Origin of the sequence: Telluria aromaticivorans (assembly GCF_013003915.1) — a bacterium.
GTDB lineage: Bacteria > Pseudomonadota > Gammaproteobacteria > Burkholderiales > Burkholderiaceae_D > Telluria > Telluria aromaticivorans.
On sequence record NZ_JABAIV010000002.1, the window covers coordinates 465,562 to 483,376 of the forward strand.

14 protein-coding genes are annotated in these 17,815 nt (G+C 67.4%); 7 read left to right on the forward strand and 7 right to left on the reverse strand.

Annotation, left to right across the window (positions count from 1 at the left end):
* Positions 1-19: 19 nt before the first annotated feature.
* Genes HGB41_RS07525 through HGB41_RS07545 form a run of 5 tightly spaced genes read right to left on the reverse strand, consistent with a single transcriptional unit; the run spans position 20 to position 8,046 of the window.
* Positions 20-874, reverse strand: a complete 855-nt coding sequence (locus HGB41_RS07525; RefSeq protein ID WP_171082761.1) for a hypothetical protein — start codon at positions 872-874, stop codon at positions 20-22.
* On the reverse strand, positions 871-4,545 hold the full coding sequence (locus HGB41_RS07530) for a tubulin-like doman-containing protein (protein ID WP_171082763.1): 3,675 nt from the start codon (positions 4,543-4,545) through the stop codon (positions 871-873). Before HGB41_RS07530 ends, HGB41_RS07525 begins: the two co-directional genes overlap by 4 nt.
* Before the next feature lie 30 nt (positions 4,546-4,575).
* Positions 4,576-5,034, reverse strand: coding sequence for a hypothetical protein (locus tag HGB41_RS07535; RefSeq protein ID WP_171082765.1), 459 nt, complete (start codon positions 5,032-5,034; stop codon positions 4,576-4,578).
* 25 nt (positions 5,035-5,059) lie between these two features.
* Positions 5,060-6,553 carry a hypothetical protein gene (locus HGB41_RS07540; RefSeq protein WP_171083484.1) on the reverse strand — a complete coding sequence of 498 codons (1,494 nt, stop codon included), beginning with the start codon at positions 6,551-6,553 and terminating at the stop codon, positions 5,060-5,062.
* Positions 6,553-8,046: a hypothetical protein gene (locus tag HGB41_RS07545; protein ID WP_171082767.1), complete on the reverse strand. Its 1,494-nt coding sequence runs from the start codon at positions 8,044-8,046 to the stop codon at positions 6,553-6,555. Before HGB41_RS07545 ends, HGB41_RS07540 begins: the two co-directional genes overlap by 1 nt.
* 237 nt (positions 8,047-8,283) lie before the next feature.
* Here HGB41_RS07545 and HGB41_RS07550 point away from each other — a divergent pair, with 237 nt between their 5' ends.
* Positions 8,284-9,345, forward strand: a complete 1,062-nt coding sequence (locus HGB41_RS07550) for a M29 family metallopeptidase (protein ID WP_171082769.1) — start codon at positions 8,284-8,286, stop codon at positions 9,343-9,345.
* Positions 9,346-9,404: 59 nt separating this feature from the next.
* Positions 9,405-10,580, forward strand: a complete 1,176-nt coding sequence (locus HGB41_RS07555) for a GAF domain-containing sensor histidine kinase (protein WP_171082771.1) — start codon at positions 9,405-9,407, stop codon at positions 10,578-10,580.
* Positions 10,581-10,589: 9 nt separating this feature from the next.
* Here the strand turns inward: HGB41_RS07555 and HGB41_RS07560 are convergent, their stop codons facing one another.
* Together HGB41_RS07560 and HGB41_RS07565 are read right to left on the reverse strand one after the other, a co-directional pair.
* The gene (locus HGB41_RS07560; protein ID WP_171082773.1) at positions 10,590-11,294 is read right to left on the reverse strand and encodes an anti-sigma factor; all 705 of its coding nucleotides are present in this window, start codon (positions 11,292-11,294) and stop codon (positions 10,590-10,592) included.
* Positions 11,291-11,881, reverse strand: a complete 591-nt coding sequence (locus tag HGB41_RS07565) for a sigma-70 family RNA polymerase sigma factor (protein WP_371868476.1) — start codon at positions 11,879-11,881, stop codon at positions 11,291-11,293. The genes HGB41_RS07560 and HGB41_RS07565 overlap by 4 nt, the downstream gene beginning before the upstream one ends.
* Positions 11,882-12,075: 194 nt before the next feature.
* Here HGB41_RS07565 and HGB41_RS07570 point away from each other — a divergent pair, with 194 nt between their 5' ends.
* The 5 genes from HGB41_RS07570 (at position 12,076) to HGB41_RS07590 (ending at position 17,755) form a co-directional block, all read left to right on the forward strand.
* A complete protein-coding gene (locus tag HGB41_RS07570; RefSeq protein ID WP_171082776.1) occupies positions 12,076-13,572 on the forward strand; it encodes a DUF4331 domain-containing protein in 1,497 nt (498 codons plus the stop codon).
* A gap of 16 nt (positions 13,573-13,588) precedes the next feature.
* Positions 13,589-13,864: a hypothetical protein gene (locus tag HGB41_RS07575; protein WP_171082024.1), complete on the forward strand. Its 276-nt coding sequence runs from the start codon at positions 13,589-13,591 to the stop codon at positions 13,862-13,864.
* 62 nt (positions 13,865-13,926) lie between these two features.
* Positions 13,927-15,108, forward strand: a complete 1,182-nt coding sequence (locus tag HGB41_RS07580) for a tetratricopeptide repeat protein (protein WP_171082778.1) — start codon at positions 13,927-13,929, stop codon at positions 15,106-15,108.
* Complete coding sequence (locus HGB41_RS07585) at positions 15,105-16,235, forward strand: HupE/UreJ family protein (protein ID WP_171082779.1); 1,131 nt, start codon at positions 15,105-15,107, stop codon at positions 16,233-16,235. Before HGB41_RS07580 ends, HGB41_RS07585 begins: the two co-directional genes overlap by 4 nt.
* Positions 16,236-16,309: 74 nt before the next feature.
* A complete protein-coding gene (locus HGB41_RS07590; RefSeq protein WP_171082781.1) occupies positions 16,310-17,755 on the forward strand; it encodes a serine hydrolase domain-containing protein in 1,446 nt (481 codons plus the stop codon).
* Positions 17,756-17,815: the final 60 nt, after the last annotated feature.

A 17,815-nucleotide genomic window follows, 5' to 3' on the forward strand; every position in this document is an offset into this window, starting at 1 on the left:
TGAGTAGTCACTCCTGCGCTTACTCCCCACGGGTCGGGTCGGCCAGCGGATGCTCGCGCTCATCAATGATCTCCTGCCTCAGCGCGCGGGTGGCGTCGTCCTCGCCCCAGCGCCTGGTGAACACGGCCAGCCGGGCCAGCGCCTTGTCGTAGGTGCGCGCCCGCCGCAGCTTCTGCACCGCGCCGTTGGTGTCGGTCCAGGCCCGGGCGCGCTGCTCGGCGCGGGTGCAGTCGGCCGCCGCCTTGTTCAGCGACGACTGCACCTGGCGCAGCTGCTCCGGCGTGGCGCTGCTGCCGCGCAGGGCGATCAGTTCATCCTGCGCCTCGCGCGCCTTGCACTCGACGGCCAGCGCCACCGCGCGGTCCATGCGGCGCTCGACCCGGCTGCCGTCGGGTTTCACGACCATCCAGATCACCCACAGCATGACCAGCGCAGCGATCCACCAGCGCAGGCGCACCGGCGCCCGCTGCGGCGGGCGTGCCGGCATCGGCGCCCCACGGATGCCGGGCGGCGGAGGGATGCCCCGTCCTGGTCCTGTTCCTGCATCGCCGGCGGGCGGCGGCGTGGCGGAGGCGGCGGCTCGTGCGGAGGGAGGCGGTACCGGCGCCGGCGACGGCGGCGGCACCGCAGCGGCAGCTGCTGCGGCAGCGGCGGCCGGCTGGACCACCGGCGGCGCAGGAGGAGGCGCAGGCACCGGGCGCGGCGGCGTCACCGGCGCCTTGGCCAGCACCGGCGGCGGGCTCACGCCCGGCTGCACCACCTGCTGGGCCGTGCCGCACCAGGGGCAGAAATTCACCCGCCTCGGCGTCAAGCGCCCGCACGAGAGGCCAATGCAGCGGTAGACCGCGTCGTCTTGCACCATACCGTCTTTCATTCGGGATCCGGGATGGCGTCATCCACGTCGTCCGGATCGGGAATCACCTTGTCCAGCACCGCCGCCAGTTCCGGTAACGCGCCGACCGTGCTCCACTTGTCCGCCTTCGGGTTCCAGGCCATGTTCCAGGCGCGCGTGCTTGCGTCGACCTCGCCGCGCGCAGCCTGCTGGGCGATCTCTTCGACCGTGAACGGGCCGCGCTGGGCGCCCTGCACGAACAGCTTGTAGCGCGGCTGGCTGGTTTGCCCGCTGCCCTGCTCCACACCCTGCTGCGTGTCGTAAGCGGGCAGCGCCTTGGCCAGTTCGACCGCCGGGCGCCGCGCCAGCGCCTGGGCCGCGCGTTCGTCGTTCACTAAATATTCGGACAGGATCACCCGCTTGTCCACCGGCCGCTCGACTTCCCAGCTGTAGGCGTCGCCGGCGGAATCGGGTACGGATTCGGTCCACTGCCCGATACCGGCCAGCGCGGTCTCGATCTGCGCCGGCGAGAGCGAAGGGTCGAGCGCGGCGGCGCGGCGGATCCACTGGTCGTACAGGCGCCGCGCCGTGATATTGGGCAGCGATGGCGACGGCAGCTGGGCGCCAGTCTCGTCGACCTCCAGGCGCGGCTCGTAGACGCGCAGCTGGTAGTGGCGCATCAGCGCCGCCAGCAGCGTGAGCTGGTGCGGCCCGACATTGGCCAGGCGGTGGCGCACGGCGCCGATCACCCCGTCACGGTAATACGGCGGCAGGCCGTTGGAGCGGATCGCAAACTCGTTGCCGATCTGGAGCCACTCGCCCGAACCCGGCTCCACCTCGAACAGGTATTGCCCGCGCGGCTGGAAGCTGGCCTCGCGGTCGCCGAGGTCGGGCTTGCGGCGGATGACGCCGAGCGCGATCGCCTGCAGGAACCATTCGTAGTCGTCGGCGAGGCGATTGAGTTCGTCCATCGACGGCGACAACGGATGGCGGAAGCGCGTGGCGTCGAAATGCAGGTGGGTCGGGATCTTCGGGTTCTCGATCTGGTACGAGGCGCGCCAGGTCGGCAAGCCGCGCAGCACCGTCATCGGGTAGCCCGACAGCTCGATATAGCAGACCGCCTTGCCGGAGATGCCGGTGTTGACCACCGAGAGCAGGTCGCCATGGAAGTACCCGGTCGGCACCGCAGCACGGAGCTCGGCTTCCATCTTGCGCCAGCTTGCTGCATCGCCGACGCCGATGAAGCACTTGAACTGGTCGGCCGCGGGTGTGAACTCGGCCGAGAAGCGCGCGTTCACCCAGGGCATGGCACTGCGGATCCATTCGGCGAACACGCGCTGGCGCTCCGGCGGGCTCATGCTTGATAAGCGTTCCAGCAGCGGGTCGACCGGCTCCGGCTGCTCGAGCTCCTGGCTGGAGAGCTGCAGCTGCGCCCGGCGGAATAGCTTGAGCAGCAGGTCGGCGCGCAGGCGCTCGTCGCCCAGTTGCGGGAACAGCCGCGCCGAGCCGCCGAATTCCAGCAGCACTTCTTCGCTCCAGGCGCTGACGTCGCCGGTGAGCCGCACCGGTGGCGGCAGCACGTCGGCGGCCAGCTTGATATAGGTGGCATGCTCCTGGCGCGCATCGGCGCGCAGTTGGCTGATGCGCTGGTCGGCTGCATGCAACATGGCCTGCACCTGGCGGCGGCCATCCTGGAATTCGCCGGCAATGCCGCTCCACTGGGCCTGGCCCTGCTCGTCGGTGCTTTGGGGGTCGCCCAGCCAGGCCGACATGTTGCGCATGACTTCGATCGACTGCCCGGCCGCCACCGCCAGCAGGTGGAAGCGCAGGTAGTCGGCGATGTCGCGCTTGAGGTGGTTCATCACTTCGCGCGCCTGCGGCTCCTTGCCGAACATGCGGCTTGATGCCTGCGACAGGTTGTTGAGCGACTCCTCGACCTGGCGGGTGCGCAGCGCATCGCGGATGTCGCGGTAGCGGCGGCCATTGCGCTCGGCATTGGCCAGGTCGCGCTGCGACAGGCGCGCCTTGACCTGCTCCAGCAGCGACAGCACGAATTCCAGCCCGCCCTGCTTGCGGTCGTCCAGCAGCGCGTACAGGCGCTCGCGCACGCGCGATTTCAGGCGCCCGCTCAATTCACCGGTGTGGCGTTTGATGCGGTCTTCGCTGGTCTCGGCAGTGGCGCCGGCTTCGCGGATCGCATCGCGCTCCAGGTGCGGCAGCAGTTCGGCCACTTTCTCGCGCCACTGCTTGATGTCGTAGGAGGCCATGATGCGGTCGACTTCGAGCTGCACCTTGCTTTCCACGCGTTCCAGCAGCGAGCGCCCGTCCTTGTCGAGCAGGAGCGTGCCGGTGAGCGCGTATTCCGGGAACGGCGTGATGTCCACCGTACCCTTGCGGAAGTCCGGGAAGGCGTCGAAGGGACGCTCGCCCATCTCCATCTGTTCGCGCATGAAGGTGTCGCGTTCGCCGTCGCCGGCACGGCGCGCCATGGAGCCGTCTGTTCCCACCAGTCCAAAGAAAGCCTTCACCATCAGCCCGGCCAGCTCGTAGGCGCGGATGTCGTCGCGCAGGCTTTGCTGGGTGTCCAGCACGGCCTGGCCAAAGGCCGAGTACACCTTGGAATAGGACAGGCGCATGTCGCCGAAGCGCTGTTCCGGCACGCGCGGGTTGTAGGGTCCCAGCTTGTGCTGCTGCTGGTTGACCGCCACCGAGCGCTTGCGGTTGGCGAAATCGGCCGACGCGAAATCTTCGAACAGGGTATCGGCGACCATCTGGTAGACGTCCTTGACGTCGAGCGTGGCCTTGTTGGCGAGGTTGGCGGTGTCGACGAAATACACGTCGTCGAAAGGCGCGCCCTTGCCCGAGATGCTGTCCGGGTCCATCCATGCTACCCGTGCATTCATGTCGCGCATCGCCGTTTCCAGTTCCATCAAGGTAGCGTAGGCATTGGCCTCGGTGCGCTCCTTGTTGGCCTTGGCGAAGCCGCCCGGCATGAACATCACCAGGTCGACCTGGCTGTCCGACACCTCTTGCCGGGCGATGGCTTTCGACAGCCAGCCCAGGTCGATGGCGCTGCCGGCGCCGGTCCCGCCCGCGCACGAGGCGATGACGACGATGCGGAATTTCGAGGTATCCACCTGCAGGCCGAGGCGCTGGTAGTTCTCCTTGCGCTCGATGCCGGCATTGCTGCTCAGGAAATTCAGCGCGCCCTTGATGCGGCCGCGCAGCTTGGGATATTTGTCGAACAGGTAGAGCCGCGCCAGCGCACGGATCTGGCCCGCGCCCTTCGAGGGGTCGATGCCGAGCGAGCGCAGTTTCTTGGGGCGCAGCGGCATCCAGCTTTCGATCAGCGGAAAGCGCGCCAGGCTGTCGTCGGACTCGTGGTATTGCGGCAGGTCGAGCGGCTCGACCAGGCGTTCTTCGTCGGTGAGCTTCACCAGTTCGTACCAGGGGTCGGTGCGCTGCGACTTGCCTTCGTCGATGACGGCGTTGTTGTCGAGGTCGAAGTGCAGGAAACGCGCCACAGGGAAGTCGCCGATCGATTCGACGCGGGTCGGGCTGTGCCGGTTCCAGACGGCCGACAGGATGCGGCGGCGGATGCGCATCATCACTTCCATGCCGGTGCCGCCCGCGCCGATGAACAGCGTTGGGCGCAGGTCGACCTTGAGCTCCGATTTGGCGTTCAGGCTTGCTGGGTTGGGAAAATCTGCCATATCGTGTTCTTTCGAGTGTTTACTTTACGCTTAGCGGCGGCCGACGAACAGCGCCGCGACCAGCGCGATCACGCCCACTGCCACCAGCGGGCCGGTGACGGCGAAGGTCAGGAATTTGCTGGCATTGATGATCGCCAGTACGGCGGCGGCCGATAAAAAGGCCAGGCCCACGAACAGCATCCAGCCGGCGCTGCCCGCCGACGAAGGCGCCACGCGCCGCACCACCAGGTGGTGCACGTAGGCGTTGCGCACGAAGAAATACACCACCAGCAGCACCACGAACACCACCGCACCGATGGCCAGGTCGCGCGTCGAGGTGTCGGTCGCGGGAATCGGCGCATTCGTCGTTCCGGGCACGACTTCGACCGGACGCCCGGCAGTGTCCGGAGAAGTCTGCGGCAGCGAATCCTGGGGCGAGCTTGATTCGTCGGGCAGCTTGAAGCCCGGATCGGCCTGGGACGGTGCGGAAGGTGACTGGGTTCCTTGCATGGAGCGGTTTCCTTTTTTGTTTTTGTCAGCGGCCAAGCCGTACCTGCGCACCTTCGCGCAAATCAAACAGCTCGTGGCCGAACAGGGTGGTTTTCAGCTGCGCCACCTGGGCGCCTGCCTTGTCGTAAATCGGTTGGACCGTGCCGGGACGGGCGCGCATGGTACGCAGCTCGTCCTCGACGGTGACCTGGGCCACGCGCGGCCGGCCATAGGCCCAGGCGCCGGCACCAAGCGCCGCCAGCAGGGCCGCGGCGATGCCGCCGAGCGCCGCCAGCGGTCCCATGCCGTAATGCACGCGCACCTCCAGCGGCAGCACGGCGTTCGAGGCCTGCACCGTGGCCGGCGGCGTGAAGATCTCGGGCAGCGGGTCGCCCGGGAACAGCGCGGCCATGCGCTGGCGGAAGGCCTGCGACAATTCCAGCTTCTGGTTCGCCAGGTGCAGCTCGATCCGGCCCGGCAGCACATAGGCCGAACCGGCGGACTTCATCGCTTCCATCGACCATTTGTCGGGCAGCTGGGCCACCGGCAGCTGCATGACCGAGCCGAGCGGCACCGGCTTGCCCGGCGCCAGGTTGTCCACGCGGCTGCTGGCCAGCTCGATCTTGCGGTCTTCGCCGGCCAGCATCGAGCGCGCGCTGAGCGTGGCCGAGGCGATGGTGTACGGGTACATCGTGTTCTCGAGGTGCCAAAGGATGCTGGCTTTTGGCGTGCGCGCATCAGGGTCGACGTCGGCGCGCAGCGCCCCGCCCTGCGCCTGCGAGAAGGCCACGCCGGGCGCGTCCTCCACTTGCGCGGGGCTGAGGCGCACCGTGTCACGGTCGAGCGGCTTCAGGCGCGCCGGCTGCTCGGTGATCACGCTGGCGATGCGGCCGGACGCCAGCAGCGCGTCGAGCGCGCGGCTGCCGGGCGCGCCGACGGCGAAGGCATACACCATCAGGCCATTGGCCTGGTAATGCTTGCCCTGGACTGGCATGCGCAGCGGGAAGGCCACGACCTTGTCGATCGCCGCGCCGCGGTGGATCAGCTCATAGAATTCGCGATTGCGTGCGGCGGTGGCCTGGTCGTTGTTCGGACTGTTGCGGTTGTTCGTCACCAGCCAGACGATGCCGGGCTTGCCGCCGAGCGCCGTGCCGATGGCGGCCTGCACCGCTTCACCCAGGTCGGTGTCGGCCAGTGCGGCACTGCCCGGCTTGCGCGCCACCTCGAGGCCGGAGAGTGCAGCATTGACGCGGCTGCGCACGACCTTCGGGTCGGCCTTGAGCGAGAGCAGCGCCTTGGGCGAGGGCGCGCCCGGCAAGGATTGGTTGAAGGCAGCCAGCACCATGGCGTCGCCTGGCTGCACGACGGCGCCGGCCAGCGCACCAATCAGGGGCTTGAACTGGGATTGCGGGTCGGTGTAGAAAGGCTCCATCCAGCCGGAGTTCTGCACCAGGAAGACGTGTGGGGTCGCAGCCGCGGGGGAAGCGGCGGAGAGCAGCAACAGCAGCGCTGCAGCGCATTGGTGGAAAGTGACCCGCATCACGCCGGATCTTCCAGGCGCCAGCCACGGATCTCGTTCCAGTCCGGATGGTGCAGCCACAGGCAGCCCGCGTACACGAAGGGCACGCAGTCCAGCGGCCGCGACAGGCGCACCACTTCGTCGAGGATCACGTTGCGCCGGCCGATCCATTCGACCGTGGTGCGGGGAAGCACTCGCGCTTCCAGCGCTTCCTCGGCGCGGCCGGTGTATTTATGGAAGCGCAGCACCAGCCCGCTTGGCTGGCTGCGGTTGTTGTTGAAGGCGCGCAGCAGCGGCAGCACCAGGGTGTCGTCCTGGTTCAGGTCTTCGATGTGCTCGCCGGACCAGGGCTCGTCGACGACCGGGTGCCCGCGCCGGAACAGGAAGTTGGCAAAGCCCAGGCGCGCGCCGTCGATCGGCGCGCTCTCGGGACGGTCGGTACCCAGTTCGAGGAAGGAATACCCCTGGCCATCGTGGCCGATATGCCAGAGGCGGCCGTCGCGGCTCTGGGTCGGGCCGCCGAAATCGAGGCGCGGCAGCCAGCCCGGCGGCCAGGGGGTGAACAGCGGCGGCTGGCCCGGACGCCAGGCCAGCTGGCCCTGATCGTGCAGCCAGAACAGGCGGCCGTCGTAGCCGATCGGGCGCGACCAGCCGGCACGGGGAATATCCGGGCAGGCAAATTCTTCGACTTCGAGCAGGTCGCTGCGCGCGCTCCACAGGCGCACCGTGCCGCCGGCGTCGGCGTCCGGGCAGACCAGGCAGGCGATGTGGCGGCGCATGGCGCCGGGCGCGGCGACCAGCGGTGCTTCCAGTACGGGCTCGGTGCGATAGGTTTCGCTCACGGGATTGATCCACAGCCGATGCAGGCCGCTGCTGGTGGGGACAATCGCCACCTCGCCGCGGCGCGGCTCGAGCACCGGCAGCCAGGCATAGCACGAGGCGGTGAAGGCCAGGCCGGCGGCGCCGTCGTCCGGCGCCATCACATGCCACAGGCCGGCGACCGGGTCCCAGTACTGCAGCACGCCGCGCGTGTGGGCCAGCGCCAGCAGGCGCTGCTCGGGAAAACCGTAGTGGGATGCCGCGAACACGCACTGCGCATTCGGCGGCACCGGCATCGCCAGGTCATGGCGGCCGACGTGGGGCGCGGCTGGACGCTCTTCCAGACTGTCGCCCAGCGGCAGCGAGGTGACCGGCAAACCGTGCGGAACGTGGCGCGGCAGCGTGGCATCCACGCCGGGGCCCCACCAGCCAGCCTGGCGCGCAGGTGTCCCCGGCAGCCGCAGCAAGCTGCGGCCGCAGTTCGGGCAAAAGGCGAAACCTTCCGGATAGATGGGCGCGCAGGCGCAGGCGTCCGGCAGCGAGGCGCCGAGCAGGCGGGCGACATCGGGCAGGCGGCTGTGGGCGTGGGCCTGCCAGTCGATGCGGCCCAGGCCCTCGGTTGCCAGCAGTTCGAACTCCCCGCTACGCTCGTCTTCCTGCCAGACACTGGCAGGCGTTTCCCATCTGTATCTCATGCCGTCACCTTGGTGCCCCTTATTCGTATATAAAACCCAGCGTGTCGAGACTATTCGTTCCCTCTTGTTGTTGCTCAAATCATAGCGCTCAGGACTGTCGCGCGGCGCGCCGTACACGGGGTAGCGTGCCATGACCCTTTTGGGATCAACAAATGGGCTGATTGGCAGGTGGTGCGGGGAACTTTTGGCTGACGTACGTATAATGGCGGCCCGGCTTCCGCTCCCAATTTGCCAGACATGCATACCCCCGAATCACCTGACGACCAGCACCCTGGCGACCTGCCGCCACACGCCGTCGATGCCGCCGAGGCGCACTTGCGCGACGTGCTCGCGCATGCGCTCGAATACGGTCCAGCCCACGCCGCGCTGGTCGTCTACGACACCCGCACCGCCCTGGCGCGCGCGCTGCTCGAGGGCTACCGCCGCAACCTGCCCGGCGCGGTCTTCATCGATTTCGATTCCGCCACGCCCGAGGCGGTGCTGGCGGCCTTCCGCGCGATGGCGCCGCAAGACCTGGTGGTGCTGGTGCAGTCGACCAACTTCCGGCTGGATGGCTTCCGTATCCGCGTCGAGCTGTTCAAGCTGGGGCTGAAGGTGGTCGAGCACGTGCACCTGTCGCGCATGCCGGGAGCGCAGTCGGAGCATTACATCGAGGCGCTGGCCTATGACCCGGCCTATTTCCGCGGCGTTGGGCGCGCACTAAAAGCGCGGATCGACGCGGCGCCGCATGCGCGCGTGCTGGGCGGCGGCGAGACCTTGACCTTCGCCTCGGCGCTGGAGCCGGCCAAGCTGAACGTGGGCGACTACAGCGAGATGAACAATGTCGGCGGCCAGTTCCCGATCGGCGAAGTGTTTACCGAAGCGCTCGACCTGGAAGCGGTGCACGGCCGGGTGCAGGTGCACGTCTTCGGCGATACGAATTACCGTTCGAACCGGCCCGAGGTCCCGGTGACCCTGGTCATCGAGCGTGGCCGCGTGGTGGGCACCGAGAACGCCACGCCGGCATTCCAGCAGGTACTGGACAACATCACCGAGATCGAGGGCGAAGTCTGGGTGCGCGAGCTGGGATTCGGCATGAACCGCGCCTTCACGCGCGAGCGCCGCGTCGACGATATCGGCACCTACGAGCGCATGTGCGGCATCCACCTGTCGCTCGGCGCCAAGCATGGCGTGTACACGAAGCCCGGTTTCAAGCGCAAGGACGCGCGCTTCCACATCGACGTATTCGCGGTCACCGATGCGGTCTACCTGGGCGAGGAAAGGGTGTACGCCGACGGCCGCTGGATGTGTAACACCTGAGCAGCGGTCACAATATCGGTGTTACCATGACGGTCTACCATCCCTCCGTAGAGCGTTCCATGGCAGACGACGTCCCTTCTTACGTCAGCGAAATCCAGGCCATCGGCGCTGTCCCCAAGATCCTCGAAACGGTCGCCGCCATGACCGGGCTGCGCTTCGTCTGCATCGCCCACGTGACCCAGGATTCCTGGACCGCCTGCGCCGTGCTCGACGGGCTCGAATTCGGCCTCAAGCCGGGCGGCGCACTCGACGTCACCACGACCCTGTGCGAACAGGTGCGCGACACTGAAGAAGCGGTGATCATCGACAGCGTGCGCGACAGCGCCCGCTACCACGACCACCACACGCCGCGCATCTACGGTTTCCAGAGCTATTTTTCGATTCCGGTGTTCCGCCCCGGCGGCCAGTATTTCGGCACCTTGTGCGGGCTCGATCCCGAACCGGCGCGCCTGACGGGCGAGACCACCGTCTCGACCCTGACCCTGTTCGCCGAACTCATCTCCAAGCAGCTCGAAGCCGAACATGCACGTGGACAGGCCCAGAACGAGTTGCTGACCGAACGCGAAACGGCGGAACTGCGCGAGCAGTTCATCGCCGTCCTCGGGCACGACCTGCGCACGCCGCTCAGTGCGATCCAGTCGGGCGCCGAAATCCTGCTGCTCAAGCACCAGGATTCGGTAACGCGCGAGGTGGCGCAACGCATCCGGCGCTGCGCGTCTCGCATGGCGGCGCTGGTGGGCGACGTGGTCGACTTCACGCGCGGGCGAATGGGCAGCGGGATTGCCCTGGACCTGCGCGACACCCCGAACGCAGACCTGTTCCTGCGCCAGGTCGTCGACGAACTATGCGACGTCTATCCCGAGCGCCAGATCGACAGCAGCATCGAGGCGCCCATGCAGTTCCGCTGCGATCCCGACCGCCTGTCGCAGCTGCTCTCCAATCTCCTGAAAAATGCCGTGGTTCACGGCGACGAGGCCCAACCCATTGTGGTCGACGCCCATATCGACAAGGGCATGTTCGCGCTGCACGTCGTCAACGGCGGCCCCGGGCTCCCGGCGGACGTGGTGACGCAGCTGTTCAAGCCTTACTGGCGCGCAGCCTCGCGCCAGGGCAGCGAAGGACTCGGCCTGGGTCTGTACATCGTCGACCGGATCGCCCGCGGCCACCACGGGACGGTCGCGGTCAATTCCGCCGATGGCGTGACGGAATTCATTTTCACGATGCCCGCGGCCTGAGCGCCGCCTTTACATCACCCTGATCCAGCCGCCCTTGTAGAGGATCGGTCCGCTCGGGCCGTTCGGGTCGGGCGAGCCGCCCTGCGGTTCCAGGCTGACCGCCAGCAGCGCCACGTCGGCGCCGATCGCCTGCGCCGTAAGCGGTAGCGCGAGCTGCCGGCTGCCATCGAGCACGCCGAGCGAACGCGGTGTGCCCTGCTGCGGCACAGCCCACAACTGCAGCACTTGCCCGGGGCTTAAGGGCTGGGTTGCCACCAAACGTACCGTGAGCAGCCTGCGCTCGCGATCGGCCGTGACCAGCAGCGCGGTTTGCGCCTTCTCGTCGAGCAGGGTCGCGATATCGCTGACCGCCGGCTGCTGCGGTTCCCGCTGCATCACAGTCACCAGCAGCAACGCCGCCGCCATGCTCGAGGCAACACCCAGTCGGCGCCAGAAACCGAGCGAACCGTGACGCCAGAATTGCCATGCCGGCGCAGGCAGCTCCAGGCCCAGCCGGGTTCTGATCGCGCGCCAGACCTGCGCGGGCGGCGCCACCGGCGGCACAAATTCGGCCATCGCCCCGATACGGTCGGCCCATGCTGCCACCGTGCGGCGCAGCGCCGCATCGCCATGCATCAGGCCTTCGAAGCGCCGCCGCGCCCGTCCCCGCAGGGTCCCCAGCACATACTCGGCCGCCAGCCGCTCTCGCAAGGGCTCGTTGTCGCGCAGCTTCATCCCGTCCTCCTTCCGGTCAGGCAGTCATGCAGCCGTACCAGGCTGCGGCGTATCCAGGTCTTCACCGTCCCCAGCGGCAGCGCCAGCCGGCGCGCCACTTCGCTGTGCGACAAGTCATGGAAAAAGGCCAGTCCCACGGCATGCCGGTGCTGTTCGTCGAGGGCGGCCATGCAGGCAGCCAGCGCTTTGGCCTCACTGCTCAGCTGGTGCAGGTCGGCCGGGCTCGCCACCGGGTCGCGCAGGGTCGCCATCACCGCGTCGTCGAACTCCACGCCGTCGAGCTCCGCCTCGTGCCGGTGCCGGCGCAGTACGTCGAAGGACTTGTTGCGCACGATGGTCGACATCCAGGTCATCGGCGCCGCCAGCCCTTCCTGATAATCGCGCGCATGGTCCCAGATCGCTACGAAACTCTCCTGCAGCGCTTCCTCGGCCAGCTCGCGGCGGCGCAGGATGCGCAAGGCCAGTCCGTACAGACGGGGCGAACTGGCTTCGTACAACTTCCGGAAAGCAACAGCATCTTTCAGCGCTGCGCCACGAATCCAATTGTTGAGTTCTAATGAATTTGGCAAATTTGTTGACTGAACCACGAAAATCTTTCGAATCAGCGAAAAAAGCGCCGGATTTACCAGCTGTGCATGCTTGAATTATCACATCTACAGAGCAACGATGTACTAAAAATAATTTGAATCCGATAAGGTGCGGGCCGCGTATACGCTAGTGGAGACGTATTCCGCACACTGTCGCCCCCTTCGTGGGGAACAACAATACAGAGGAGATTTACATGCAATTCGGCAACAAGAAACCACTCTGGGCTGCGGCCCTTGCTTCGGGCGCAGCCCTGGCCATGCTCTCCATGCCCGCCGCGGCATCGAGCCACCGCGAAGCCCCATTCCTGACCAACGCCCCGAAAGTGGACGGCACCGACTTCTACATGTTCCGCAGCTATGCGCCTGGCCGCGAAGGCTTCGTGACCATGATTGCGAACTTCATCCCCTTCCAGGATCCGCAGGGCGGCCCGAACTTCTACCAGTTCGATAACAACGCCCTGTACGAAATCCACGTCGACAACAACGGCGACGCGAAAGAAGACATCTCCTTCCAGTTCCGCTTCAAGAGCACCTCGAAACGCACCGCCCTGACCGTCGGCGGCAAGCAGGTCCTGATCCCGCTGATCAACTCCTCGACCATCAGCGGCGTCAACCCAGGCTCGCTCAATGTGCGCGAAACCTATACCATCGACATGGTCAAGGGCGACCGCCGCGCCGGCGCCCGCACCCGCCTGGCGGGCGCCAGCGGCGTCACCGAATTCGACAAACCGGTCGACAATATCGGCGACAAAACCTTCGGCAGCGCCACCGGCTACGAGACCTATGCCAACCAGCATATCTACGACGTGGCCATCCCCGGCTGCGGCACCGGCCGCGTGTTCGTCGGCCAGCGCAAGGAGTCGTTCTATATCGCCGTCGGCAAGATCTTCGACCTGGTCAACCTGAACCCGCTGGGCGCCGAGGTCAACGGCAACAAGAACGACCTCGAGAACAAGAACGTCAGCGCCATCGCCATCGAAGTGCCGATCGCCTGCGTGGCTGCCGCCGGCGAACCGGTGATCGGCGCCTACGCCACTGCCAGCATGCGCCAGGGCCGCCTGCTCAACCCAACTCCTGCCAGCGGCATCAACAACGCGACCAAGGAAGGCGGCGCCTGGACCCAGGTCTCGCGCCTCGGCATGCCGCTCGTGAACGAAGTCATCATCGGCATGGACCTGAAGGACCGCTTCAACAGCTCCAAGCCGCAGAATGACGGCCAGTTCATCGACTTCGTCACCAATCCGACCCTGCCGGCGATCATCGAGACCCTGTTCCCGTCTGCGAAAGCCCCAACCAACTTCCCGCGCAACGACCTGGTCACCGCCTTCCTCAAGGGCATCCCGGGCGTGAACCAGCCGAAGAACGTGGTGGCCTCGGAAATGCTGCGCCTGAACACCAGCATCGCGCCGACCGCGCTGGCCGCGCAGAACGCGATGGGCGTGGCAGGCGGCGACAATGCCGGCTTCCCGAACGGCCGCCGTCCGGCCGACGACGTCACCGACATCGCCCTGCGCGTGTCGATGGGCGCGCTGTGCGCGCTGACCGGCGCCAACGATGCCCTGGGCGTGGGCTGCAAGCCTTCCGACGCACCGGCCGGCGGCCTGGCCCTGACCGACGGCGTGCGCAAGACCGCGGCATCGTACAAGCCGGCATTCCCGTACCTGAACACGCCGCTGCCGGGCAACCAGTAAGCGCGAGGAGAAAGCCATGACTTCCATGACTCCGCACATGCGCAACGCTGCGCTGCTGCTGTCGGCGGCCCTGCTGTTGACGGCCTGCGGCGGCAGCAACGACCGCGACCCCGTCGCGACCACGCCACCGCCGACCGGCACCACGCCGCCTCCGGTGTCCACCGACACCTTCTTCCAGACGGTACTGGCGCGGGTGGCCTCGCTGCTCGACAACGACGAACCGGTGGCGATCGACGCAATCCCCGTCACCGTGCCTGAAACCACGGAGCCGGAGCCGGTACCATCGGCCTGACGCACCCTGAAGGCGGGAATGGGGACGAAAGTCCCCTTCCCGTCTTTTCTCATGGAGAACCGATGATCGCGTTTGTTTATCCGCTGGTGCTGCTGGCGGCCTTGCATTCCGGCGCGGCGCAGGCTGCGCCTTATATTCCGGCCAGCGGCCAGCAGGTGCTGGAGCGCCTGCCGGGACGCCTCGAACCGGCGCAGCGCGAACTGGCGCGCCTGCGCGCCGAACTCACTGCCAATCCGAATGACCTTCCCCGCGCGACCTTTCTTGCGCGGCGCTACATCGAACAGGCACGCCGCGATGGCGATCCGCGTTACCTCGGCTATGCGCAAGCAGCGCTGGCGCCGTGGTGGAACACCGCGCGCGCCAAAGCGCCACCCGATGTGCTGGTGCTGCGTGCGACCCTCAACCAGAGCACCCATTCCTTCGATGCCGCCCTCGCCGACCTGGACGAAGTGGTGCGGCGCGATGCCGGTAATGCGCAAGCCTGGCTGACGCGCGCGACCATCCAGCTCGTTACCGGCGACTACGCCGGCGCACGCACCAGCTGCGCGCGGCTCTTCAGCCGTACGGCCGACCTGGTGGTGCAGACCTGCCTGGCCTCGGTGGGCAGCGTCAGCGGCAGCGCCGGCGCCAGCTACGAGCGTTTGCGCCGGGTGCTGGCGGCGCGTCTTGATTCCCCGGCGCCCCTGCGTGCCTGGGCCGCGACCCTGCTCGGCGAAATGGCCGAGCGCCTGGGCAAGCACGCTGCCGCGGAAAGCCATTTCCGCGAGGCGCTGGCGGCCGATCCGCAGGACAGCTATTTACTGGCCGCCTACGCCGACTTCCTGCTTGAACGCGGCCGTGCGAAAGAAGTGCTGCGCCTGCTGGCCGACCGCACGCTGGCCGACGCCCTGCTGCTGCGTTATGCGATTGCCCTGAAGACGGTCGGGTCGCCCGACGCCGTGCGCCACACCGCCGCATTGCGCGCGCGCTTCGAAGCGGCCCAGCGGCGCGGCGATGTCGTGCACCGGCGCGAGGAAGCGCGCTTCGCCCTCGCCCTGGACGGCAATCCCGCGGGCGCCGTGCGCCTGGCTAAGCTCAACTGGGCGGTACAGAAAGAGCCGGCCGACCTGCGCATCCTGGCGCAGGCCGCGGCCGGCAGCGGCGACGCCGAAGCGGCGCGCCTGGTGCAAGACTGGGTGCGCCGCCACGCGCTGGAAGACCGCTCGCTCGATGCCAGCTTGCGCAGCCTGGGAGCGGCGACATGAAGGGCAGCTGGTGCGTCCTGCTCGCGCTACTGGCCCTGCTGTCCGGCCAGCCGGCTTACGCCCACAAGGCCAGCGACAGCTACCTGAACCTGGAAGTACGCGGCCAGCAGGTCGAAGGCCGCTGGGACATTGCGCTGCGCGACCTGGAGATGGCAGTTGGACTGGACGGGAATGGCGACGGTGAGCTCACCTGGGACGAAGTGCGCGGCCGCCATGCGGCGATCGCCGCCTATGCGCTGGCGCGCCTGAAGCTGAACAGCGATGGCAGTGCCTGCCCGCTGCAGGTGACCCAACAGCTGGTCGACTCGCATACCGATGGCGCCTACACGGTCCTGATGCTGCGAGGGAGCTGCAGCGCTGCGGTGACGCGGCTGGATATCGACTACAGCCTGCTGGCCGATATTGACCCACAGCACAAGGGCTTGCTCGCGCTGCGCCATGGCAGCACGACTTCCACGGCGATCTTCAGTCCCGAACAGCCGCACCAGAAATTGCAGCTGGCCGATCCTTCGGCTGGCCGCCAGTTCCTCGACTACCTGAAGCACGGCGTCTGGCATATCTGGATCGGCTTCGACCACATCCTGTTCCTGCTGTCGCTGCTGCTGCCGGCGGTACTGGTGTGGCGCGACAAGGCCTGGCATGGGCGCGACAGCCTGCGCGGCGGCGCCATCGAGGTGGTGCGCATCGTCACCGCATTCACGCTGGCCCACTCGATTACGCTGACCCTGGCCTCGCTCGGCATCGTCACCCTGCCTTCACGCCTGGTGGAGTCGGCGATTGCGGCTTCGGTGATCGTGGCCGCACTGAACAACGTCTGGCCGATCGTGCATCGGGGCCGCGCATGGTTCGCCTTCGGCTTCGGCCTGCTGCACGGTTTCGGCTTCGCCAGCGTGCTGGCCGGCCTCGGCCTGCCGCAGGATGCCCTGCTACTGTCGCTGGTGGGCTTTAACGTTGGCGTCGAACTGGGCCAGCTGGCCATCGTCGCGGCCTTCCTGCCGGTCGCCTACCTGCTACGCAACGGACTGTTCTACCGGCGCGCCATCATGGTCGGCGGGTCAAGCGTGATCGCGCTGCTGGCCGGCGTCTGGCTGGCCGAACGGGTCTTCGACTTGAGCTTGTTGGCCTGAAAACGGCAGCTTGCGCTCCCTGTCCGGTATCCGGATACTCCCTGTAGAGCTACTAACAACTACAAGGAGACAGAATGGTCGGACGCAAGAACACGGTGGCACTCGCGGCTTATGCAGTGGGCATGACAATGGCCGCGGCATCGGCACCAACAGCGGCACAGGCACAGGATGCGGACGCCATCGCCCGCATCGAACGCGGCCTGCGGCCGGCGGTGGCGATCCAGGGAGTCAAGATCGACGCGCGCACGCTGGCCGGCGAGATGCAGCGCCTGCATGTGCCGGGACTGAGCGTGGCCGTGATCAGGGGCGGCAAGATCGCCTGGGCCAAGGGCTATGGCGTCACGCAGGCGGGCGGCGCGCCGGTCACGCCGCAGACCCTGTTCCAGGCTGCGTCGATCAGTAAACCCATCACCGCGATGGGCGCGCTGAAAATGGCCGAAGCGGGCCAGTTTGACCTCGACGCCGACATCAACAGCATCCTCACCAGCTGGAAACTGCCCGCAGGTGCCGCCAGGCGGCCAGTCAGCATGCGCCAGCTGCTCTCGCATACGGCTGGGACGACGGTGTCGGGTTTCCGCGGCTATGCGGCGGGCGCCCAGGTGCCGACCCTGCTCCAGGTACTGGAGGGCCAGGCGCCCGCCAACAACGGGCCGGTGCGGAACGAGACGGCGCCCGGCGACGCATGGAACTATTCCGGCGGCGGCTACAGCGTGGTGCAGCAGGCCATGGTCGACCGCTCGGGCCGGCCCTTCGATGCGCTGATGGACGAAACGGTGCTCAAGCCGCTCGGCATGGCGGACAGCAGCTTTGCCCAGCCCTTGCCAGGCGCCCTGCTGGCGCGCGCGGCCCTGCCGCACGACGGCGCCGGCACCGCGATTGCCGGCGGTCCCCATACCCACCCTGAAATGGCGGCCGCCGGCATGTGGACCACCCCGACCGACCTCGCGAAATTCGCGCTGGCGGTACAGCGTGGCGCTGCCGGCGCCGATGGCGCCCTGTCCGCCACCATGACGCGCACGATGCTGCGCCCTGTGATGAACAACTACGCGCTCGGCCTCGAAATCGACGGCAAGGCGCCGCAGCACGCCTTTGGCCACGGCGGCCGCAACGTGGGCTACGAGAATTCGCTGTACGCCTACGTGCAGCGCGGCGACGGCGCAGTGGTCATGACCAATGGCGACCGCGGGGGCGAAGTGGCGCAAGGCCTGATCCGTGCGATCGCTGCCGAATACCGCTGGCCGACCTACCAGACCATGCAGCGCAAGGCGATCGCCTTGCCGGCGGCAACCCGCGCGATGCTGGCGGGCCGCTACGCGATCAAGGGCGAGACCGCGTTCGAGATCGCCGATCGCGCGGGCAAACTGATGATCGCGCTGCGTGAGAACCAGTGGGAGCCGCTCTATGCGGAATCGGCGCGCAGGCTGTTCGTGCTGTCGCGCGAGCTGGACCTGCACATGGCCGGCAAAGGCGGCCGCCTGGTGAGCGGGTCATTCCAAGTCGAGGTGACGCGCGTACCTTGAGGACGCAGCGCCGGGAGCACCCTGCCAATGCACCCGGCGCTACAATATGTTTTTTCCCTG

Excerpts from the sequence above, each read along its gene's own strand:
- HGB41_RS07545 (WP_171082767.1), bottom strand. The coding sequence starts at position 8,046 with ATGAGATACAGATGGGAAACGCCTGCCAGTGTCTGGCAGGAAGACGAG.
- HGB41_RS07525 (WP_171082761.1), bottom strand. The coding sequence starts at position 874 with ATGAAAGACGGTATGGTGCAAGACGACGCGGTCTACCGCTGCATTGGC.
- HGB41_RS07580 (WP_171082778.1), top strand. The coding sequence starts at position 13,927 with ATGATCGCGTTTGTTTATCCGCTGGTGCTGCTGGCGGCCTTGCATTCC.
- HGB41_RS07575 (WP_171082024.1), top strand. The coding sequence starts at position 13,589 with ATGACTTCCATGACTCCGCACATGCGCAACGCTGCGCTGCTGCTGTCG.
- HGB41_RS07530 (WP_171082763.1), bottom strand. The coding sequence starts at position 4,545 with ATGGCAGATTTTCCCAACCCAGCAAGCCTGAACGCCAAATCGGAGCTC.
- HGB41_RS07535 (WP_171082765.1), bottom strand. The coding sequence starts at position 5,034 with ATGCAAGGAACCCAGTCACCTTCCGCACCGTCCCAGGCCGATCCGGGC.
- HGB41_RS07585 (WP_171082779.1), top strand. The coding sequence starts at position 15,105 with ATGAAGGGCAGCTGGTGCGTCCTGCTCGCGCTACTGGCCCTGCTGTCC.
- HGB41_RS07560 (WP_171082773.1), bottom strand. The coding sequence starts at position 11,294 with ATGAAGCTGCGCGACAACGAGCCCTTGCGAGAGCGGCTGGCGGCCGAG.
- HGB41_RS07570 (WP_171082776.1), top strand. The coding sequence starts at position 12,076 with ATGCAATTCGGCAACAAGAAACCACTCTGGGCTGCGGCCCTTGCTTCG.
- HGB41_RS07590 (WP_171082781.1), top strand. The coding sequence starts at position 16,310 with ATGGTCGGACGCAAGAACACGGTGGCACTCGCGGCTTATGCAGTGGGC.
- HGB41_RS07555 (WP_171082771.1), top strand. The coding sequence starts at position 9,405 with ATGGCAGACGACGTCCCTTCTTACGTCAGCGAAATCCAGGCCATCGGC.
- HGB41_RS07550 (WP_171082769.1), top strand. The coding sequence starts at position 8,284 with ATGCATACCCCCGAATCACCTGACGACCAGCACCCTGGCGACCTGCCG.
- HGB41_RS07540 (WP_171083484.1), bottom strand. The coding sequence starts at position 6,553 with ATGCGGGTCACTTTCCACCAATGCGCTGCAGCGCTGCTGTTGCTGCTC.